This window comes from Dictyoglomus sp. DH, assembly GCF_055181375.1.
Window position 1 is genome coordinate 1,264,863 of sequence record NZ_CM143706.1, and the last position, 20,656, is coordinate 1,285,518.

Annotated in this window: 21 protein-coding genes and 1 other annotated feature; of the genes, 15 read left to right on the top strand and 6 right to left on the bottom strand. The window is 32.1% G+C overall.

What is annotated here, in order from left to right; translation table 11 throughout:
* Positions 1 to 11 precede the first annotated feature (11 nt).
* The 7 genes from ACY3JJ_RS06210 to ACY3JJ_RS06240 are packed head-to-tail and all read left to right on the top strand — an operon-like array spanning position 12 to position 5,353.
* Positions 12 to 446: a pilus assembly FimT family protein gene (locus tag ACY3JJ_RS06210; protein ID WP_463082056.1), complete on the top strand. Its 435-nt coding sequence runs from the start codon at positions 12 to 14 to the stop codon at positions 444 to 446.
* Positions 443 to 829, top strand: coding sequence for a type II secretion system protein (locus ACY3JJ_RS06215; protein WP_463082055.1), 387 nt, complete (start codon positions 443 to 445; stop codon positions 827 to 829). The genes ACY3JJ_RS06210 and ACY3JJ_RS06215 overlap by 4 nt, the downstream gene beginning before the upstream one ends.
* A 2-nt stretch (positions 830 to 831) precedes the next feature.
* A complete protein-coding gene (locus tag ACY3JJ_RS06220; protein WP_463091261.1) occupies positions 832 to 2,463 on the top strand; it encodes a lamin tail domain-containing protein in 1,632 nt (543 codons plus the stop codon).
* On the top strand, positions 2,460 to 2,891 hold the full coding sequence (locus ACY3JJ_RS06225; RefSeq protein WP_463091262.1) for a hypothetical protein: 432 nt from the start codon (positions 2,460 to 2,462) through the stop codon (positions 2,889 to 2,891). The genes ACY3JJ_RS06220 and ACY3JJ_RS06225 overlap by 4 nt, the downstream gene beginning before the upstream one ends.
* Before the next feature lies 1 nt (position 2,892).
* Entirely contained in the window at positions 2,893 to 4,278 is a 1,386-nt protein-coding gene (locus ACY3JJ_RS06230) for a PilN domain-containing protein (protein WP_463091263.1), read from the top strand.
* Complete coding sequence (locus ACY3JJ_RS06235) at positions 4,275 to 4,820, top strand: hypothetical protein (protein ID WP_463091264.1); 546 nt, start codon at positions 4,275 to 4,277, stop codon at positions 4,818 to 4,820. The genes ACY3JJ_RS06230 and ACY3JJ_RS06235 overlap by 4 nt, the downstream gene beginning before the upstream one ends.
* A 2-nt stretch (positions 4,821 to 4,822) precedes the next feature.
* Entirely contained in the window at positions 4,823 to 5,353 is a 531-nt protein-coding gene (locus ACY3JJ_RS06240) for a hypothetical protein (protein ID WP_463091265.1), read from the top strand.
* Here ACY3JJ_RS06240 and ACY3JJ_RS06245 read toward each other — a convergent pair.
* The 4 genes from ACY3JJ_RS06245 to ACY3JJ_RS06260 are packed head-to-tail and all read right to left on the bottom strand — an operon-like array spanning position 5,350 to position 8,641.
* Complete coding sequence (locus ACY3JJ_RS06245; RefSeq protein ID WP_463091266.1) at positions 5,350 to 6,111, bottom strand: pilus assembly FimT family protein; 762 nt, start codon at positions 6,109 to 6,111, stop codon at positions 5,350 to 5,352. The genes ACY3JJ_RS06240 and ACY3JJ_RS06245 overlap by 4 nt on opposite strands.
* Positions 6,108 to 6,668 carry a type IV pilus modification PilV family protein gene (locus tag ACY3JJ_RS06250; RefSeq protein ID WP_463091267.1) on the bottom strand — a complete coding sequence of 187 codons (561 nt, stop codon included), beginning with the start codon at positions 6,666 to 6,668 and terminating at the stop codon, positions 6,108 to 6,110. Before ACY3JJ_RS06250 ends, ACY3JJ_RS06245 begins: the two co-directional genes overlap by 4 nt.
* A gap of 21 nt (positions 6,669 to 6,689) precedes the next feature.
* On the bottom strand, positions 6,690 to 6,932 hold the full coding sequence (locus ACY3JJ_RS06255; RefSeq protein WP_463091268.1) for a hypothetical protein: 243 nt from the start codon (positions 6,930 to 6,932) through the stop codon (positions 6,690 to 6,692).
* A complete protein-coding gene (locus ACY3JJ_RS06260; protein ID WP_463091269.1) occupies positions 6,929 to 8,641 on the bottom strand; it encodes a DUF4900 domain-containing protein in 1,713 nt (570 codons plus the stop codon). The genes ACY3JJ_RS06255 and ACY3JJ_RS06260 overlap by 4 nt, the downstream gene beginning before the upstream one ends.
* A 254-nt stretch (positions 8,642 to 8,895) precedes the next feature.
* Positions 8,896 to 9,116 (top strand) — a binding site (T-box leader).
* A 43-nt stretch (positions 9,117 to 9,159) separates the two neighbouring features.
* Here ACY3JJ_RS06260 and ilvB point away from each other — a divergent pair.
* The 8 genes from ilvB to cimA are packed head-to-tail and all read left to right on the top strand — an operon-like array spanning position 9,160 to position 18,375.
* Positions 9,160 to 10,833, top strand: a complete 1,674-nt coding sequence (gene ilvB / locus ACY3JJ_RS06265; protein ID WP_463091270.1) for a biosynthetic-type acetolactate synthase large subunit — start codon at positions 9,160 to 9,162, stop codon at positions 10,831 to 10,833.
* Between the two features lie 15 nt (positions 10,834 to 10,848).
* Positions 10,849 to 11,331 (top strand): acetolactate synthase small subunit, encoded by a 483-nt coding sequence (gene ilvN / locus ACY3JJ_RS06270; RefSeq protein WP_148807603.1) that lies wholly within the window; start codon positions 10,849 to 10,851, stop codon positions 11,329 to 11,331.
* Positions 11,332 to 11,357: 26 nt separating this feature from the next.
* Positions 11,358 to 12,353 carry a ketol-acid reductoisomerase gene (ilvC, locus tag ACY3JJ_RS06275; protein WP_463091271.1) on the top strand — a complete coding sequence of 332 codons (996 nt, stop codon included), beginning with the start codon at positions 11,358 to 11,360 and terminating at the stop codon, positions 12,351 to 12,353.
* 23 nt (positions 12,354 to 12,376) lie between these two features.
* The gene (locus ACY3JJ_RS06280) at positions 12,377 to 13,888 is read left to right on the top strand and encodes a 2-isopropylmalate synthase (protein WP_463091272.1); all 1,512 of its coding nucleotides are present in this window, start codon (positions 12,377 to 12,379) and stop codon (positions 13,886 to 13,888) included.
* Between the two features lie 37 nt (positions 13,889 to 13,925).
* Entirely contained in the window at positions 13,926 to 15,200 is a 1,275-nt protein-coding gene (leuC, locus tag ACY3JJ_RS06285) for a 3-isopropylmalate dehydratase large subunit (protein WP_463091273.1), read from the top strand.
* Between the two features lie 2 nt (positions 15,201 to 15,202).
* On the top strand, positions 15,203 to 15,703 hold the full coding sequence (gene leuD / locus ACY3JJ_RS06290; protein ID WP_463092592.1) for a 3-isopropylmalate dehydratase small subunit: 501 nt from the start codon (positions 15,203 to 15,205) through the stop codon (positions 15,701 to 15,703).
* The gene (leuB, locus tag ACY3JJ_RS06295) at positions 15,700 to 16,794 is read left to right on the top strand and encodes a 3-isopropylmalate dehydrogenase (RefSeq protein ID WP_463092593.1); all 1,095 of its coding nucleotides are present in this window, start codon (positions 15,700 to 15,702) and stop codon (positions 16,792 to 16,794) included. The genes leuD and leuB overlap by 4 nt, the downstream gene beginning before the upstream one ends.
* A 6-nt stretch (positions 16,795 to 16,800) precedes the next feature.
* Positions 16,801 to 18,375 (top strand): citramalate synthase, encoded by a 1,575-nt coding sequence (gene cimA / locus ACY3JJ_RS06300; RefSeq protein WP_463091274.1) that lies wholly within the window; start codon positions 16,801 to 16,803, stop codon positions 18,373 to 18,375.
* Here the strand turns inward: cimA and galK are convergent.
* Positions 18,372 to 19,517, bottom strand: coding sequence for a galactokinase (gene galK / locus ACY3JJ_RS06305; RefSeq protein WP_463091275.1), 1,146 nt, complete (start codon positions 19,515 to 19,517; stop codon positions 18,372 to 18,374). The genes cimA and galK overlap by 4 nt on opposite strands.
* Positions 19,518 to 19,519: 2 nt before the next feature.
* The gene (gene galT / locus ACY3JJ_RS06310) at positions 19,520 to 20,479 is read right to left on the bottom strand and encodes a galactose-1-phosphate uridylyltransferase (protein WP_463091276.1); all 960 of its coding nucleotides are present in this window, start codon (positions 20,477 to 20,479) and stop codon (positions 19,520 to 19,522) included.
* Positions 20,480 to 20,656 lie beyond the last annotated feature (177 nt).

Below are 20,656 nucleotides of genomic sequence, written 5' to 3' on the forward strand. Positions count from 1 at the left end.
AAAATAAAAACATGAAAAAGGGGTTTTCATTCTTAGAGGTTATAGTAGTGATATCCATCTTAGGAATCCTTTTATGGATTACATATAACTCTATATTGAGTAAACCGGACTCTAAAATATTATTACAGAATACTACAAATCAATTTATTCAGGATATAAGATATATAAGACAAAGAGCAATAATTAATAAAACTGACTGGATATTAATAATCTCACCTCAGGCATATACTTCCTATACCTTCCTTGATGATAAGGGAAAGATTGTAACAAGATTTTTTAATAATATTTCTGTAAATACAACTGCTACTTTATTTTCCTTTGATAGAGATGGCAATTTTACAGCTGATTATACAGAAACTTATGCCATTTTAACATTAATAATTGATAATTATACTTCTACTATAAGGATAAATTCCTTAGGTTTTATTGAAGTGGAAGGTTTATGAAAAGAGGTTTTACCTTCTTAGAAGTTTTGATATCAATACTTATTTTAGGAATATTTATGGCATCCTTTGGAGTTGGGTTATACCATATTTTAAATGAGGATGATATGGAAAAAATTGAAAGTACATGCTTAGAATTATCTGAAAGAGTTATAGAAGATTATAGAAAAACTATTTTAGCCAATTGGACAGCTTCTTTTCCCATTTCTGGAAATTTTGCTAGTATCGGATATACAAGCTATCTTTATACAATAAGCATTACAAACATTACAAATTCACTAAGACAATTTACCATTACAGTTTGGAATGATGCAAATAATAACAATACATTAGATAATTTTGAGGGTAAAGCAGTTCTTGTTAGTTTAATATCAAGAAGGAGATAATAATGAGGAATGGCTTAACCCTAATTGAAGTGATTATAGGTATTTTAATATTAGGAATGATTGCTCTTCTTCTTGCCAATGTTCTTATAGGAACCATAGATCTTTTTGGTAGAAAACAAGAATCTCAAGAAATATTCTCAAATGCCCAAATAATTCTCGATAGATTAACAAGAGAGATAAGACAAGGATCTCAAGTGTTAGATATAAGTTCTGCTACTGATACCCTTGGTAAACTTTCCATTCAGCTTTGTACAGGAGATATAAGAAGTTTCTCCTACACATTATATAATGGAAAATATTATTTTACTGTTGATGGGGAGATTCAAGCGGGTCCAATAAAAGAGCTTAGGTTTATTGGATATGATTTTAATGGTACCTACACCACATTGACATCTACTATAAGAACTCTATCAATTACACTTGTCATGGACAATAATGAAAAACATATGACTTTGGTATCTTTAAGAACTCAAATCCAACCACAGTTATCAGGTATATTCATTACTGAGATTATGTATTATCCTGCAAGTATTGACAAAAATGGAAATTCTCACGATGAAAGAGATATGGAATTTATTGTTCTGTATAATGGAACAACTTATACTGTAGATTTATATAGTTGGAGAGTTAATAGAACTACAAGAATTTTTGACAGTCCTTCAGGGAGCTTTTTATTACCACCTGGAAATTATGCTATTATAGGAGGAAAAGATTCAAATTTAATTAATTTTTACAATCTTCCATCTTCCTATTTATATTTGAAAACACAGCAAAGAGGTCTTTACTCTGCAAATGGGGAGATGCCTGACAATTATGGATCTGTTGTTATAGAGGATAATAGGCAAAATGTAATTGATCAAGTAGATTATTCCTATACTTGGGGTGGTTATCCGTCTGGTAATAATTATTATTCTCTTGTTCGTAAATCTATATCAGCTCCCTCCAATAATCCGTCAAATTGGAGAAATAGTCCTTATTTAAATTATTATACGTCAGGATTGTACGTTTACTGTTTAATTCCAAGATTAATTATTAATGAAATAATGTATTATCCTGCACCTTGGAATAGAAGTGGTAATAATATTGAGGAAAGAAATATGGAGTTTATTGAATTATATAATCCTACAACCCAAACTGTAAATATTCAAAACTGGAGTATAAATAATAATAGATTTAATACCGTTGTGGTAGGATCATGGAATATTCCTCCCAATGGATATGCAATAATTGGTGGGAGTAATTCAACTCTCAATACATCATATAATATTTCAGGATCTTATATTTACATAAAAACACAAAATTCTGGTCTTGGAGGAGGCACATCTCTTTTACCAAATAACTCTGGCAATGTAGTATTAAGAGATAATTATAATAATATAGTAGATCAAGTAAGTTATTCTTCAACTTGGGGAGGTTATAGAGTATATGTTCCTCAACCACCCAATTACTATTATTATCACTATTCTTTAGAAAGAAAATATATTTTTGGAAATTCTCAAGATCCTGCCAATTGGGGAGGCAGTAATAAGCTAAATTATTATTTTGTAAGACAAAGAAGAGTTGGAGGAATTATATACTATTATCATTATTATTCTTATTGTACCGTAGGCTCTAAAAATTCTATTTCGCCATGAGAAAAGGGCAAATTTTAGTTGCAGTTTTATTAGTTTTTGCTATACTAAGCTTAGTTATAAGTGGAGTTATATCTATGTGGGAGGGGAATATTAAAAGTATTTCTGCCCAAATAGGAGAAAAACAAGCGTTATATCTTGCAGAAGGAGTAGCTGAGATAGCTATTTATAGTTTAACATGGTTAGTAAATCCATCAGCTTATTTTGCTAATACTTATACCTTTTCCTTTACAGGCTTCTGGGGGACTGCAAAATTGGAATATAGTTATAATAGTACAGAAAATTCATTTGTTATTTCTGCAACAGCCCAAGTTGAATCGGTATATACAGGAGAAAGTTACATTTATACAAGAGCCTTAAATATAGAAGGAGTAAGGACTGGGACTTCTGTTCCATATTCTCTTACTATAAATAAGTGGACAGAGGAATGATATGATCTCAATACATTGGGTTGATGGAAATTTAAATATAGGACAAGTAAATATTAAAGGTAAAAAAGTTGAATTAAAAAATAAATTTACCTTTGAAATACCAAAAGGAGATTTCTGGAATAGAAAAAAAGATGTAGAAGAGATAAAGAGAACATTAAACGACTTTTTAAAGAAAAATAAAATTAAAGGTAATAATGCGGTCGTTTCTTTTGAGAATAAAGATATAATGATGAGAATTGTAGAGTATCCAAAGATGTCTGTTAAGGAGCTTGAAACCTATATTCTGGATGATTTAGAAGAATCTCAAGGTATAAGTTTAGATAATTATTCTATATCCTTTTCTCCCATATTAGATGATAAAGATAAAGTAAAGCTTATTATTGCAACTTTACCAAGAGTTATAATAAATTCTTTTAAAGATATTTTTGAAAGTAATAAAATATCTCTTACTCGTTTTGAGCCTACCTCTTTAACAATTTTTAGATATCTATTATACACACAAAAAGAAAATATAGGATCTGTCATATTTATTGGAAATGATATTACTGATCTCATATTTTTGAATAATAGAAAATTATCTTCCTTTATAAATTTAAGTGTTGGAATTAATGATTTTACAAACTTAGATTCCTTAGACATGGATCCAGCCTACATAAGCTGGAAAGAAGAGGTGATTACTTATTTAAATAGTGGATTATATGACATGGAAGAAAAATCAATTGTTATTGTAGGAGAAGATGATAGATTTTTGAATGTAGGTGTTAATCTTTTAGAAAATTTATCTTTAACCTTCAATGCCAGCTTAATACAAGAGACAAGTCTGCCGCTCTTAGGCTCAATTCTTTATAGAGAAAAGATTGTACCAGATCTTAATTTTATAAAATTTGGGATAAGTATTGATAAAGAGCTGATTACCCGTTCTTTACTGTCTCTACTTTTATCTTTATCTTTACTATTTCCCTTGAATTTCTATTTGGATCTTAGAATTAGAGATTTAAATAGAAGAATACAAAGTTTGAGTCAGGAGATAGCAAAATATAATGATCAGATTTTTAATTTAAGAAAACAAGTGGATGATGGCAATTTGTTGTTGCAAACCTTAGAAGGATGGCTTGACGAAAGATCATCTGTTGCGTTACCTTTTCTGTTTCTTTCCGATCTTAAAAATTTTGTTCCAAAAAGTTGTTGGCTTACAAATTTTCAGATTGGCTTAGATAAAAAAATTATTATTGAGGGATATAGTCTTGATACCGAAGGAGTAGCAGATTTCATGCTTGCTCTATCTCAATATGAAAGAGTTAAAAACATAAAATTAGAAAGTTCAGTTTTAGAGATTGTTGGAGATAAACCTGTTCAAAAATTTAGAATGGTAGGCTATATAAAATGAGAGAGAAAATTCATATTTATATTTTTTTATTAACATTTCTCTCAGGCTTAATCCTTTTTATAATGCCTAAATATAGTCAGGTTAATAAACTGGAGAGCCTTTATAGAAGTAAGAGATTAGAGTTAGAGAATACTATTGAGAGTTTAACTATTCTTAGAGATACATTAAATAAAATAGAGGAGAGGAAGAAATTGATTTTTGCTGAGAGAAATCTTCTTTTTCTAAGAGAGTATGAGATCCCCATCTTTTTTAAAGATTTGAGTATAGTCATAAAGAAAAATAATATAAAATCTTTTGAAATAAAACCGGGTGATATGGAAGATCTGAAAGACTTACCGGAGAATTTTCCTTTAAAAATGCGGAAACTACCTATAGAATTAAGATTAGTAGGAAACTATAATCAATTTTTAGATTTCTTTAGAAATCTTTATAACCAAAGCTATCCTATAAGTTTTACCCAAATACAATTAATGAATAATGAAGATGGTAACCTTATCTTATATACATCCTTTGATATATATATTCTTAGAGGAGGGGAGTAAAGATGAATAAATTAGACTATTTCTTAGGATCATTATTGATAATATCAATGGGTTTAAATACATATCTAGTTTTAAATGTAGATAAAATAATATCAAAGGAAGATCATATAGAAATTATAAATGTTAAAAAAGCATCCCTTGAGATGGATAAAAACATTAATATAAAAATTCCTGAAATAAAACCACTTAAAAGTTATAAATTGGTATTAGGAAGAGATGATCCTTTTGATCCTCTTATAAAAATAAAAGAAGATAAAGAGACAAAAACAAATCAGAATTTAAATCTAATTAATAATTCCTTTGTAGAGAAAAATGAATCTTTTGAGGAGAAAATTCCATATGAGCTTAGGGGTATCTTAAAAGGCGAAGAAAAGAGCTTAGTTATTCTTGAAAAAAAAGGAGAAGATAAAGGTACAGTTTTAGAGGAAGGAAGCTTAATAGATGGTTATAAAATTTATAAAGTAGATGTGGAAAAGGGAGAGGTAATATTAAGGAAGGGAAATATTTCATATAAATTGAAAATGAAAGATTAGTACGCTATAGGGAGCTCCTCTAAAAATATGGCACCTTTAAATCTTGTCTCCTTATTTCTATATATATTTTGATATCTTCTTTGTACTCTTATAGTTATTTCTACTTGCTGTATGTTTATACTTCTTGAGGTGATAGTATTTGTATAAGTTGTATATGAATAAGATGATGTTATATCAATAACGTAATAATTTATTGTAAATCCGTTATTTATCACATAATCAGCGATCACTTTTGGCCCTTCACCAGTAGTAAAGGTAATGTTATTAGGATAATTGATTATTTTTGCTACTTTTACAACTCTTGTTCCTCCTGTTTCTACAACCGTTAAAGTAAAAGTGGTATATTGTGGAGTCCAATTTATAAACTTTTTATAATAGAGTAGCATTCTCGCATTTGGTAATAAAGTATCTTGAGGATTTCTTGGGACGGTTAAATATGCATTTAAATAATACCCTCCTGAGGTGGGGGTGATAGTTAATAACTTGTTATAAGCCACATTTTCATTTATATTTAGATTAAAGCGCGAATTGTCTTTCAAAACAATATTTATATCAGGAGGGTATATATAAATACTTTTTAGAATAGAATCTAAAATTTGAGATTTTGCTGTAGATAATTGATCTGACATTTCTCTATCAAGTCTTTGAACAATAAGGTCCCTCTGTATGGAAAACCACATAGTAAAAGCAGAAGCCAATACTATAAAAAGAATTGTAATAGATATTATTAATTCAGGTAAAGACATTCCTTTTTTCATGGCCTTGATATTACTCCCACAATCTCAGCTAATGGATTTTCATATCTTTTTGGTGGACTTCCAGGTCCTGGCTTATGGAAACTGGTATCAATTTTTCCATCTCTTTTTGCGTAATATACCCTAATTGTGATTCTCTTTAGTATAACTGTAGAACTTCCAGGTTGATAGTAATCCTTAATTAAAAATTGTATAGCATATTTAGGAGATCCGTTTACTTGAGGAACATTGATAAATTGATTGTATATCATGTCACCTCCAGATGGGTCTGCTGGAATAGCTTGACATATAGTTGGTATTGCTGGTATTGCACCTTGAGCGTTTGGTTTTTCATTTTCATTTAAAGATAAAAAGTTATCAAGACTATTCCCAGACCAAACCTTAATTGTTTCTATAATATTCTTTGCTATATCTTGAGCTTCTGCTCTATCTTTTAATCTTTTATTTAAGGTAAAACTTAATACTGTTGCTCCTGTTACTCCTAAAACAAGAATCATCAAAATTATAGCAAAAATCACTACACCAATTAATGATTGTCCTTTTTCTCTTTTGTTTTTCATTAACCATCACCCCCTCAAAAATTACTCAATAAACTCAACAAATGGTGGATAAGGACCTCTTTTATTATGATTCTTATTCTCCTTTTTGATTGGATTTGTATATGTATTTTTCTCTTCAATCTCCAAATTAATATCCCTTTCTACTTTACTCTTTATTTCCATAGATGAATATTCCTCGGTTTTTGAAGGTATCAATCTAAATATGAGAATCACTATAAATATGCCTATACTGATTATTAGCAATATTCTATCTAAATCTTTCATCTCCAGCTCTCCACCCATGAATCTATAGTTACCCATCTATGGGTTTGAGGATTACCTTCCTGAATAGTTCTATTAGTAGTAGGGAAATATGGGGGTGCATACCCAGTACGCATTCTATAATCATACCAGAAATCTCTACCATAACCAGTCTTTGGTACGGGATTACCATTACTATCTGTAGTAAAAGTTCCAAATGCTCCGTACCTTTTTGATATAATTCCTCCAAGTAAATGTACATCACCTGCAGGAGATCTTGTATTATAGTTCATTACTTGTACGACTCCATTTGGGGCCATTAATACTCCATGAATATTTGGATCCCTAAGAGGAGTACCATCTGGATTTTTGGTATCAATCCATATATTTCCATTTTGTGCTAAAAGACCAAGAACATTAATTGCATTAGGATTATTTCTTGGATCATCTTCATAAACAAGATTATTTGTGATAGTAATTGTGTTCGTTGCAATAACAGACAATCTTTGATCTTTTTGAATTAACCCCTTTATACTTGTTATATTTCCGTCCACATATATAACTCCATTTGGTACTTTATTTATCACAATAGTATTATTCCCTATTTTTACATAAGTTTTATTATTTTCAGAATCAATAGTAAAAACATATGTATTGTTTCCTTGGGCAATAGTATATACAGCTCTTCCTGATGAGTCTTTGCCGAATTCTATACTAGTATCTCCTTTTACATATATACCACCACCATTTGCAATTGTAATAGTATATACACCATCTGGAGGTGGATTGTTATTAACAGGTAAACCTAAATAGCTTCTAATAATAGAGTATGTTGGAGAATAAGTAGGAAAAACATCACCAGGAAAATAAGATAGCGCTGCATAAAGCTGAGTATATGTGGTAGGTGGAAGATCAATTTTACCAGCACCTCTTATAAATCCTTGTGCAAAGAATGGAACGTCATTTGGAGGATTTCTATCTGCACTAAGTCTTACTGTTCTTCCTCTATTGTAAAACAACGCAGTTGTTGAAGATGATGATACTATATCAAAAAATTGTGGAGTATAAGCAAAGGCAAATTCTCCATTAGTGTGAACTGGTCCATAAAACCGTGTCCTATCTGTAAACCATACTGTTGAGCCATCAGCCATTTGATGTAAATCTGTAAATAAGGCAAATCTTGCAAAATTTTCTCTTCGTAAAACCCCTTCAATTTTTCCGGTAACAGTAACTGTAAGAGTAACTGCAGGTGAAAAATTTACCTTCCTACCTGTACATACAATGGTGTAATTATATGTATAGGTTATATAATCTGTAACTCCCCCTCTAACACTTGCAGAATAAGCAGATAAAGTAAAAGAATAACTATTTAAGGAATATATTGTAGTAGGATCCACCTGAGCTGTATTTGTATATATAAATTGAATTGTATTTATAAAATTTGGATTTGATGAAGATAATATATTTCTCATTCTATCTTCTGTAATTTCGGAGACTTTAAGTTTACCTATTTCTTCTTTTAAATAATATCTTGCAGTAGTTAAAATACTTTTGATTCCTATTTGAGTAGCATATAAAACCTGATCTCTTGCTTGATTTCTGCGCGTAAAGTAAGATTGTTCAATGGGAAGATTTAAAAGTAAAGCAATAAGAGCAGTTACAAAAATTGCAAGAGTTAAAGCTGTTATTAAACTTATATCCCCCTTTTCCCTCACCCAATTTTTATTTTTCATACTCTCTACTCCCTTTTATTCATAATTTCTTCTTATTAGAATATTATACCCTAAAATTTGTTATATTATAACAAGAATTTGTGATTTTAATTAAATATATAATCCACTTTCTTAATTTTTTTCTCAAAATAACTTTACATAATATATATTATCGGAAGTGAAAACAAAAATAGTAAAATTCATATAAAAATTTCACCTAAACCCCTTTACAAAAAATATTTTGTATGATAATATTCCTGATTAAATATAAAAAATCAAAGGCGATGAAGAGGATTAGTATGTAGACTTGCATCTTTTACAGAGAGCCAGGGGTTGGTGAGACCTGGTGATGGAGTCTACAGAACTCGCCTCGGAGCTTGAAATCTGAAACTTTTAGTAGGATTTCACGTATCTCTGCGTTAAAGAGAAGAGAGGCCTTAAGTATAATCATCTTAAGGCAATAAAGGTGGTACCGTGGGAGCTTCTCATCCTTATTGTGGTTGAGAAGCTTTTATTTTAAGAAAGGAGGTAAAAGTATCATGCAGATGACAGTCGCTGAAGCAATAATAAAATATATGCAGGAAGAAGAAGGAGTTGAAATATTATTTGGTTATCCAGGTGGTGCTGTTATAGGTTTTTATGATGCATTATATAATTCAACCCTTAAGCACGTATTAGTAAGGCATGAGCAAGGTGCAGCTCATGCTGCAGATGGTTATGCAAGATCAACAGGTAAAGTTGGTGTATGTGTGGCTACCTCTGGCCCAGGAGCTACCAATTTAGTGACAGGTATAGCAACAGCATATATGGATTCTACTCCAATCGTGGCTATAACTGGACAGGTAAGAACTTCTGCTATAGGAAAAGATTCATTTCAAGAAGTAGATACCCGTGGTATAACCATGCCAATTACTAAACATAATTATCTATTGAAAGATCCAAGTGAGGCACTAAGAATAATTAAAGAAGCTTTTTATATAGCAAAAACAGGTAGAAAAGGTCCTGTTTTAATTGATATTCCAGCAGATGTATTTTCTTCAAAAATTGAATACTCTGTACCTAACAAAGTAGAACTTCTTGGATATCGTCCTAATTATGAACCACATCCGTTACAACTTAGAAAAGCAGCTCAATTAATAAAAGAGTCAGAAAGACCAATTATACTGGCAGGTGGTGGAGTAATATCTTCAGATGCTTCTACAGAGCTTATTAAATTTGCAGAAAAAATTAATACTCCTGTAGTAACCACATTAATGGGAAAAGGCTCTATACCAGAAGATCATGAGTTATGTTGTGGGTTTATAGGGATGCATGGGGCTGCTTATGCAAATTATGCTATAAATGAAAGTGATCTTATTATTGCTATAGGAGTAAGATTTAGTGATAGATCTACAGGAAAAGTAGAAACCTTTGCTCCACATGCTAAGATAATTCATATAGATATAGATCCAGCTGAAGTTGGTAAAAATGTTTCTGTTGATATACCTATTGTGGCAGACGCTAAAAGAGCTTTAGAGAAATTGTGCGAGATAGTAGAGCCAAAACATAATCCTATCTGGTGGGAAAAGATTAAAGAATGGAAAACTAAGTATCCTTTAAGATATAGATGGTATGATGATGAAATAGTACCCCAGTATGTAATTGAAAAAATCTATGAAAAAACCAAAGGAGAAGCTATAGTAGTCACAGAAGTAGGACAAAATCAAATGTGGGCTGCCCAGTTTTATAAAGTAAAAAGACCTAGACAATTTATTACTTCTGGTGGCTTAGGAACGATGGGATTTGGATTTCCAGCCTCAATAGGAGCCAAAATAGCAAATAAAGATAAAATTGTTATTGATATAGCAGGTGATGGAAGTATACAGATGAATATTCAGGAATTAGCTACTGCCTCAGCAGAGAAACTACCTGTTAAGATCTTTGTTTTAAATAACAGCTGTCTTGGCATGGTCAGACAGTGGCAAGAACTTTTTTATAACAAGAGATATGCATGTACATTATTAGATGTAGCTCCTGATTTTGAAAAATTAGCAGATGCATATGGAGCATATGGGAGAAAAGTTACTAAAATTGATGAACTAGAAGATGCTATTGAGTGGGCACTGAATATAAACGATGCTCCAGTAATAGTAGATATTAAAGTAAAAAGGGAAGCTAATGTCTTTCCTATGATCCCAGCCGGTGGTTCTATTGATAAAATGATGATTGACTAAAGGAGGCGAAGATTTATGCAACATACCTTATCATTAATTGTAGAAAATAAGCCTGGAGTATTAGCAAGAATTGCAGGACTCTTTAGTAGAAGAGGTTATAATATAGAGAGTTTAGCAGTTAATACCACAGAAACTCCTAATCTTTCTCGTATTACATTAGTAGTAAATGGAGATGAAAAGGTATTAGAGCAAATAACAAAGCAAGCTTACAAACTAATAGAAGTTATTAAAGTTAATGATTTTACAGGTGTTCCTGTTGTAGAAAGAGAACTCGCTTTAATAAGAGTTAAATCAGATGCATCAACTCGTAGGGCTATTATAGATTTAGTTGAAATATTTAGGGCAAGTATAGTTGATGTTAGTGATAAGGATCTTATTATTGAAGTTACTGGAGATAGCGAGAAAATAGATGCCTTTAAGAAGAATTTGGAGCCATACGGAATTAAGGAAATGGTACGTACTGGAAAGATTGTTATGGAGAGAGGATTAAAATTATGAAAACTTTAATATGAGGAGGTTCTACTATGGCAAAGGTTTATCATGATTCAGAGGTTAGTTTAGATATCATTAAAGGTAAAACTATTGTTATTATTGGCTATGGTAGTCAAGGTCGTGCCCATGCCAGAAATTTGAAGGACAGTGGACTCAACGTTATAGTGGGAGTAAGACCTAACGGTGAATCATGGAAAAGAGCTGTAGAGGAAGGTATGAATGTAGAAAAAATAGAGAATGCTGTACAAAAAGCCGATATAATAATGTTTTTAATTCCAGATACAGAACAACCACATATCTATAATAATCAAGTAATGCCATATTTAAAACCAAATCAAGCTTTAGGATTTGCTCATGGATTTAATATACATTTTTCCCAAATAGTTCCCCCACCCTTTGTTGATGTATTTATGGTAGCTCCTAAAGGGCCTGGACCACTTGTAAGAGATTTATATGTAGAAGGTAAAGGAGTACCTGCATTGTTTGCCGTATATCAGGATTATTCTCAAAAAGCTAAAGAAATTGCTCTTGCTTATGCCAAAGGTATCGGAGCTACAAGAGCAGGAGTAATGGAGACCACCTTTAAAGAAGAAACAGAAACAGATCTTTTTGGCGAACAAGTAGTATTATGTGGTGGAGTTACTGCGTTAATTAAGGCTGGATTTGAGACTCTTGTTGAGGCAGGTTATCAGCCAGAAGTTGCTTATTATGAGTGTTTACATGAGATGAAGCTTATTGTTGATCTTATAAACCAAGGTGGTATAAGCTTTATGAGAAAAGCCATCTCAGATACAGCTAAGTATGGTGATATAACAAGAGGTCCAAGGATTATTAATGAAGAGACTAAAAAGGAAATGAAAAAGATATTGTATGAAATACAAAGTGGACAATTTGCAAAGGAATGGATACTTGAAAATCAAGTAGGAAGACCAGTTTTTAATGCTCTTTTGAAAAAGGATGAGGAACATCTAATAGAAAAGGTTGGAAAAATCTTAAGAGAAATGATGCCTTGGTTAAAGAAAAAGTAATTAATTTAAGGTGGTGAGTTTTTATGTCAAAGGTATACATCTTTGATACAACTTTGAGGGATGGAGAACAAACCCCTGGAGTTAACTTAAATAAGGAAGAGAAATTAGAAATAGCAAAACAACTTGCTAAGCTTAATGTGGATATTATTGAAGCTGGATTTCCAATTGCATCTCCTGGAGAATTTGAGGCTGTAAAGAATATAGCAGATAATGTAAGAGGGCCTATTATTGCTGCTCTTGCAAGAGCTATTCCTTTAGATATTGATAGAGCATGGGAAGCTATAAAAGGAGCAGAATCTCCTAGGATTCATACCTTTATTGCTACTTCTGATATACATATTGAGAAAAAACTAAGAAAAACAAGAGATGAGGTTCTTGAACAAGCTGTTTCAGCTGTTAAATATGCAAAAAGATATTGTAGTGATGTGGAGTTTTCAGCAGAAGATGCAGTTAGAAGTGATTTTAATTTTCTATGTAAAGTGTTTGAGGCTGTTATAGAGGCTGGAGCAACTGTCATAAATGTACCTGATACAGTTGGTTATGCATTACCCTGGGAATTTGGTGAACTTATTAAGAGACTGAAAGAAAATGTAAAAAATATAGATAAAGTTATAGTTAGTGTACATTGCCATAATGATTTAGGGCTTGCTACTGCTAATTCTCTCTCTGCAATAATAAATGGAGCGGAACAAGTAGAATGTACAATAAATGGATTGGGTGAAAGAGCTGGAAATGCAGCCATGGAAGAAATTATTATGGCAATAAAAGTCAGAAGACTTCCTTATGAAGTAGGTATTAATACCCAAGAAATATATAAAACAAGCAAATTAGTAAGTACTCTAACAGGTATTCCTATTCAGCCTAATAAAGCAGTAGTTGGTGAAAATGCCTTTGCTCATGAATCAGGTATCCATCAACATGGAATAATTCAAGATCCAACTACTTATGAAATTATAGATCCTAAAATGATAGGTATACCTGAAAGTAGAATAGTCCTTGGTAAACATTCAGGCAAACATGCTTTTGAAAAGAGATTACAAGAATTAGGTTATAATTTATCAGCAGATCAATTGGAGGAGACTTTTAAGAAGTTCAAAGAATTGGCTGATAAAAAGAAAGAAATTACAGACAGGGATATTGAGGCAATAATATCTAATCAAATGAGACTTATACCTGAATTTTATAAGTTAGAACATCTTCAAGTAGTAAGCGGGATAGGAATAGTACCAACTGCAACTGTAATTATTGCAGAAGATGGCGAAACAATAAAATCTGTAGAGATAGGGAATGGTCCAGTGGACGCTGTGTATAAAGCTATATCAAAGGCAGTAAAAATACAGCATAATCTTGAAGATTTCTCATTAAAGTCTATTACTGGTGGTACTGATGCTTTAGGGGAAGCAGTAGTAAAGATATCAGATAAAGACGGAAACTTTTATGTTGGTAGGGCATCAAGTACTGATATAGTAGAAGCAAGTGCAAAGGCTTATTTAAGGGCTATTAATCAAATGATTATGTTTAGAGGTAAAGATTGACAGAATAAGTTTCGTAAAAAAGGAGGCTTTTAGATAAATGGGAATGACAATAACAGAAAAGATATTAGCAGATCATTCTGGAAGAAGAGAAGTATATCCAGGAGAATTAATTTTTGCAAAACTTGATTTTATTCTTGCCAATGATATTACAGGCCCACTTGCAATTAAAGAATTTGAAAAAATTGGTGCAGAAAAGGTATTTGATTCTGAAAGAATTGCTTTAATTCCAGACCATTCTACACCTAATAAAGATATAAAGTCAGCCATACAAAGTAAAATGTTAAGAGATTTTGCAAAAAAAAATAATATAAAATACTATTATGAGGTCGGTAGAGTTGGAATTGAACATGCTTTACTCCCTGAGGAGGGTTTAGTATTGCCAGGTGATTGTATTATTGGAGCTGATTCTCATACATGTACCTACGGAGCATTAGGAGCCTTTTCAACAGGTGTAGGCAGTACCGATTTTGCTTATGCCATGGCAACTGGAGAAATATGGTTTAAAGTTCCAGAAAGTTTAAAATTTGTTTATTATGGAAAATTACCACAGTGGGTAACTGGAAAAGATCTAATATTACAAACAATAGGATATATAGGAGTTGATGGTGCAAGATATAAAGCAATGGAATTTACAGGTGAGATCATTAGAACTCTCCCTATGTCTGATAGGCTTACCATATGCAATATGGCTATTGAAGCAGGAGCAAAAAACGGAATAATAGAACCTGATGAAATCACATTAGAATATGTAAAAGGAAGAGCAAAAAGAGGGTATAAATTCTATAAAAGCGATTCTGATGCTAATTATAAAGAAATCTATGAATGGGATGTAAGTAAGTGGGAGCCTGTTGTAGCCTTTCCTCATCTACCAAGTAATGTAAAGCCGATTTCTTCAATAAGTAAAGACATTTATATAGATCAAGTCTATATAGGGTCATGCACTAATGGAAGAATTGAAGACTTAAGGATGGCAGCTAAAATTTTAAAAGGGCATAAGGTACATCCTGATGTTAGACTTATAGTAACACCTGCCACACCGCGTATATATATGGATGCATTAAGAGAAGGCTTAATAGAAATATTTTTGGAAGCTGGAGCTTCAATAACACCACCAAGTTGTGGACCGTGTTTAGGAGGACATTTGGGAGTATTGGCAGATGGTGAGAGAGCTGTAGCAACAACTAATAGGAATTTTGTTGGTAGAATGGGTCATCCGAAAAGTGAAGTATATTTGGCTAATCCCGCAGTAGCAGCTGCTTCTGCTATTCTTGGAAGAATAGCTGCTCCGTGGGAAGTGGAGGTGAAAGAGTAATGATGGTGTTTAGAGGGTTTGCATTAAAATATGGAGACAATATTGATACTGATGTAATTATACCTGCAAGGTACTTAAATACAACTGATCCTAAGGAACTTTCTGAACATTGTATGGAAGATCTTGATTTGTACTTTAAAAATAAAGTAAAAGAAAAAAATATTTTAGTAGTAGGAGAAAATTTTGGCTGTGGCTCTTCAAGGGAACACGCCCCTATTGCAATTAAAGCTTCTGGAGTTCAATGTATAATAGCAAAATCCTTTGCTCGTATATTTTATAGAAATGCTATAAATATTGGCTTACCAATATTGGAGGTGCCAGAAGCAGTTGATAAAATAAAAGAAGGGGACGAAGTAGAAGTAGATTTTGATAATGGGATTGTAAAGAACTTAACAACGGGAGAGACTTTTAAAACATTCCCCTTCCCTCCCCTTATTCAAGAAATAATTAAAAAAGGTGGTCTAATTAATTTTGCTAAAGAAAGAATTAAAGGAGGGAAATAATGAAGCTTAAGATAGCAGTACTTCCTGGTGATGGCATAGGTCCTGAAGTAGTTAAGCAAGCTATTAAAGTTATTAAAACTATTGAGAAAAAATATGAGCATAATATTGAATTGTTAGAGGGTATTGTTGGAGGAGAAGCAATTGATAAATATGGAGATCCTTTGCCTGATGAGACATGGAAATTATGTGAAGAAAGCGATGCTATACTACTTGGAGCTGTAGGTGGACCTAAGTGGGACAATCATCCGGGTGAAAAACGTCCTGAAAAAGCTCTTTTAAAACTTAGAGGTGGCTTTAATCTTTTTGCTAATATTAGGCCAATTAAAGTATTTGAAAAACTTTCATTTTCATCTACTATAAAACCAGAGGTTTTAAAAGGAGTAGATTTTGTAATAGTTAGAGAGCTTACCGGAGGACTATATTTTGGAAAACCCAAGGAGATAAGGGTTGAAAATGGAGAAGAAATGGCTATAGATACTATGACATATAAAGCTTCTGAAATAAAAAGAATTGCTCATGTGGCTTTTAAAATGGCTCAAAAAAGAAATAAAAAAGTTACATCAGTAGATAAGGCGAATATATTGGAATGTTCAAGGTTATGGAGAAAGATTGTGGATGAAGTGAGTAAAGAATACATGGATGTGAATTTAGAGCATATGTACGTAGATAATTGTGCCATGCAGATTGTAAGAAATCCTAAACAGTTCGATGTGATTCTTACTGAAAATACTTTTGGAGACATTTTAAGTGATGAAGCAGCAGTAATTACAGGCTCAATAGGAATGTTACCCTCAGCAAGTTTAGGGGAAGGGACAAAAGGTTTATATGAGCCTATTCATGGTACAGCTCCAGATATTGCAGGAAAAAATATAGCAAATCCTTTGGCAACAATTCTTTCTGTGGCTATGATGTTTCGTTATTCTTTTGACTTAGAAAAAGAAGCAAAGGATATAGAAAATGCAGTTGATAAAGTAATTGATAGTGGATACTTTACACAAGATTTATTTACAGGAAATCCCTACGCAAAGCAATTAGTAAGTACAGAAGAAATGGGTGATTTGGTTTGTAAGATAATTGAAGGAGGTGCTTAGTAATTCATGACAAAAATCTTTTTATATGATACTACCTTAAGAGATGGAGCTCAAAGTGAAAGAATTTCTTTTTCTTTAGAAGATAAAATTAGAATAGCTCAAAAACTTGATGAATTTGGTTTTGATTACATAGAAGGAGGATGGCCAGGTTCTAATCCTAAGGATTTAAATTTCTTCAAAAGAATTAAAGAAATACCACTTAAAAAAGCCAAGATAGCAGCCTTTGGGAGTACAAGAAGAGCCCAGGTAACACCGGAGGATGATACTAATTTAAAATCTCTTTTAGAAAGCGAAACACCTGTAGTTACAATTTTTGGAAAGACTTGGGATCTTCATGTTATAGAAGTTTTAAAAACCACTTTAGATAATAATCTTAAAATGATATATGATTCAGTTAAATATTTAAAAAGTCATAATAAAGAAGTAATATATGATGCTGAACATTTCTTTGATGGCTTCAAGTCTGATTCGGAATATGCTTTGGCTACATTAGATGCTGCAGTCGAAGGAGGAGCTGATTGGATTGTATTAGCTGATACAAATGGTGGTACACTACCATGGGAAGTAGAAGAAATTATGAAAAAAGTAAAAGAGAGAATAAAAGTTCCTTTAGGTATTCATACTCACAACGATAGTGGTGTTGCAGTTGCTAATTCAATAATAGCAGTTAGAGAAGGAGCTATACAGGTTCAAGGAACTATAAACGGATATGGAGAAAGATGTGGAAATTCAAATCTATGTACAATAATTCCAATTCTTCAATTAAAAATGGGATATGAGGTACTTCCAGAAGAGAAATTAGCTCAGCTTACAGATTTAGCTAATTGGGTTTCTGAAGTGGCAAATCTTCCTCCTGATCCTACTGCTCCTTTTGTTGGAAGAAGTGCTTTTGCTCACAAAGGTGGAGTGCATGTAAATGCTGTGTTAAAAAATCCCAGGTCTTACGAACATATTGATCCTTCAAAAGTAGGAAATAAAAGAAGATTTCTCATATCTGAACTTTCAGGTACAAGTACGATAGTATCAAAAGTAAAAGAATTAAATATTGATATTGATAGGGATTCACCTCTCGCAAAAATGATATTAGAACAGATAACCCACCTTGAAAATGAGGGTTACTATTTTGAAGGTGCAGAAGCTTCATTTGAGCTTTTAGTAAGACATGCCTTAGGGCAAGAAACTAAATTATTTGATCTAATAGGATTGAGAGTTATTATAGATAAAATTGGAGATAAAGGTGAAACTATTACTGAAGCAACATTAAAATTAAAAATCGGAGATAATGTGGTTCACGTTGCAGCCGATGGGGATGGTCCTGTACATGCATTAGATCAAGCATTGAGAAAAGCTCTTATTGAGTTCTACCCAGAGTTAAAAAACATTCATCTTTCAGATTTCAAAGTCAGAGTACTTAATGGAGGTGCAGGTACTGCAGCAAAGGTAAGAGTATTAATTGATTCTTCTAATTTTAAAGGAGACACTTGGAGTACTGTTGGAGTTTCAACTAATATTATCGAAGCAAGCTGGGAAGCATTAGTCCAAAGTATAGAATATGGAATTCTAAAAATGCGGGAGATTTAAATCTCCCGCACCCCATCTGAGATATTTAGTATTAAAATTCCTGGATCAAAACCAAATTTTTCTCTATAGCTCTTAGAAATGTTATCAGACCATTTATCTAATATGTCTTGATGAAGTAAATTTACTGTTGATCCCCCAAAACCGCCACCTGTCATTCTCGATGCAAATGCACCATATTCTAAGGCTTTCTCTACTAAAAAATCTAATTCTTGACAAGTAACCTCATAGAGATACTTTAAACTTAAATGGGAATCTAACATATATTTAGGAAGATTTTCCCAATTGTCCTTTTTGAGATCATTAACAAAAGCAACAACCCTTTTATTTTCGTTATAAACATGTGCTACTCTTTCTTTTAATGGTGAAGGCAAGACTTCTTGTGATATTTTAAAACTTTCATCATTTAAGTCTCTTAGTGAATTTATGGGAAGATATTTCCTAAGAATTTTTAAGGCTTCCTCCCCTTCCCTTCTCCTTGTAGAATATCCTTCACCAGCAATAGAATGCTTAATTTTTGTATCAACTACCACTAATTTTAAATTTCTCTTATTGAGATCAAAAGGTACATTCTCAAAATCCAAAGTTAATGTATCGATAAACAAGGCTGTATTTTCTTTACCAAAAGTAGCGATAAACTGGTCCATAATACCACATGGTGCACCCACAAAATTATTTTCAGCTCTTTGAGATAATTTAGCAATCTCTATTTTATCTATTCCAAGTTTAAAGTAAGTATTTATTCCAAAAGCTACAGTAACTTCATAGGCCGCAGAGCTTGAAAGTCCAGATCCCATTGGTATATCGCCGTATATTAATGCATCAAAATAAGGTATTTTACCTTTCAGTTTTACAATTTCATTGATAACCCCTTTTAAATAATTTATCCAAAGCTTTTCGTGATCATATTTGAGAGAATCATAATCAAATTCATAAAGTTCTTTAAAATTTTCCGAATATATTCTAAATTTATTAAGATTATTTTCTTTAATGCAAAAATAAAAATATCTATCAATACTTACTGGTAACACAAATCCATAATGATAATCAGTATGTTCGCCTATAAGATTTACTCTCCCTGGAGCTCTAAAAATCCTAAATCCTTCTATATCTCCAAAAATCCTGTTAAGGGATTCGTTAAACATCTTTAAAGCCTCCTTATACTATCCCTCATAAGTTCAGCAGATTCTTCTGGAGATAAAGGGTTTATAAAAGTTCCGGCACCCGACTCTACTCCTGCTAAATATTTTATTTTGTCTTTTGCTCTATGTAGAGAATAAAATTCTATATGAAAGTGATAATTAGGAAAGTCACCTTTTACAGGTTTTTGATGAAAAACCATCATGTAGGAAAAGTTAAATCCATATACATTATCATAGGCTTTTGTGATTTTCTGAATTATTTCAGCAAGATATATTTTTTCAGCATATGTCATTTCTGGAAGAGATCCCACATGTCTTTTAGAGTATATATGTAATTCAAAGGGATATCTTCCATAAAATGGCATAAAAGCCACAAAATGTTTATTCTCATATACAACTCTTACTCCCTCACTAAGTTCCCTTTCCATAATTGAACAAAAGAGACATTTATTCTTTTGATTGTAAAATTCATCGCTTGATATAATCTCTTTTTCTATAATTGGAGGAATGTAAGGAAAAGCATATATTTGTCCATGAGGATGGTGTAAACTTACACCTATAATTTCTCCTCTATTTTCAAATATAAAAACATATTTTATAAAATCCAGACTTCCTAAATCCTTGTATCTATCCTCCCAAACTAAAACTAATTTTTCAATTTGTTCTAAGGACATCCTTGACATGGAGGAATCATGATCCATAGTATAAAGAACAACTTCACATACTCCTCTTCCCCCTTCTAATTTATACAAATCATCTTCCCAAGGTATAATATCAGGAGTCTCTTTTGTTAAAGATGGATATCTATTTTCGAAAACTGCTATATCAAAAGGTTTTGGAATCTCTACACCTCCATAGCATAATGGGCATGCATTTCTTGCTGGAAGAACAGGTCTTTCTTGGACCTTACCAGCCACAATTACCCATTCTTTTAAAAATGGATGCCACCTAAGTTCACTGCTCATCCTTAATCTCTCCCTCTAATTCAAAATCGTAATAATACATAAGCCTACCATCTTCTTTTGTTTCTACTTTTTTAATCATTTTCCACTTCCTCATAAATGATTCCTCCCAAGAAATAGTATTATACAAATTTTAGATTGATTTTAATAAAAGTTCAACAAATTTAAAACTCCCCAATA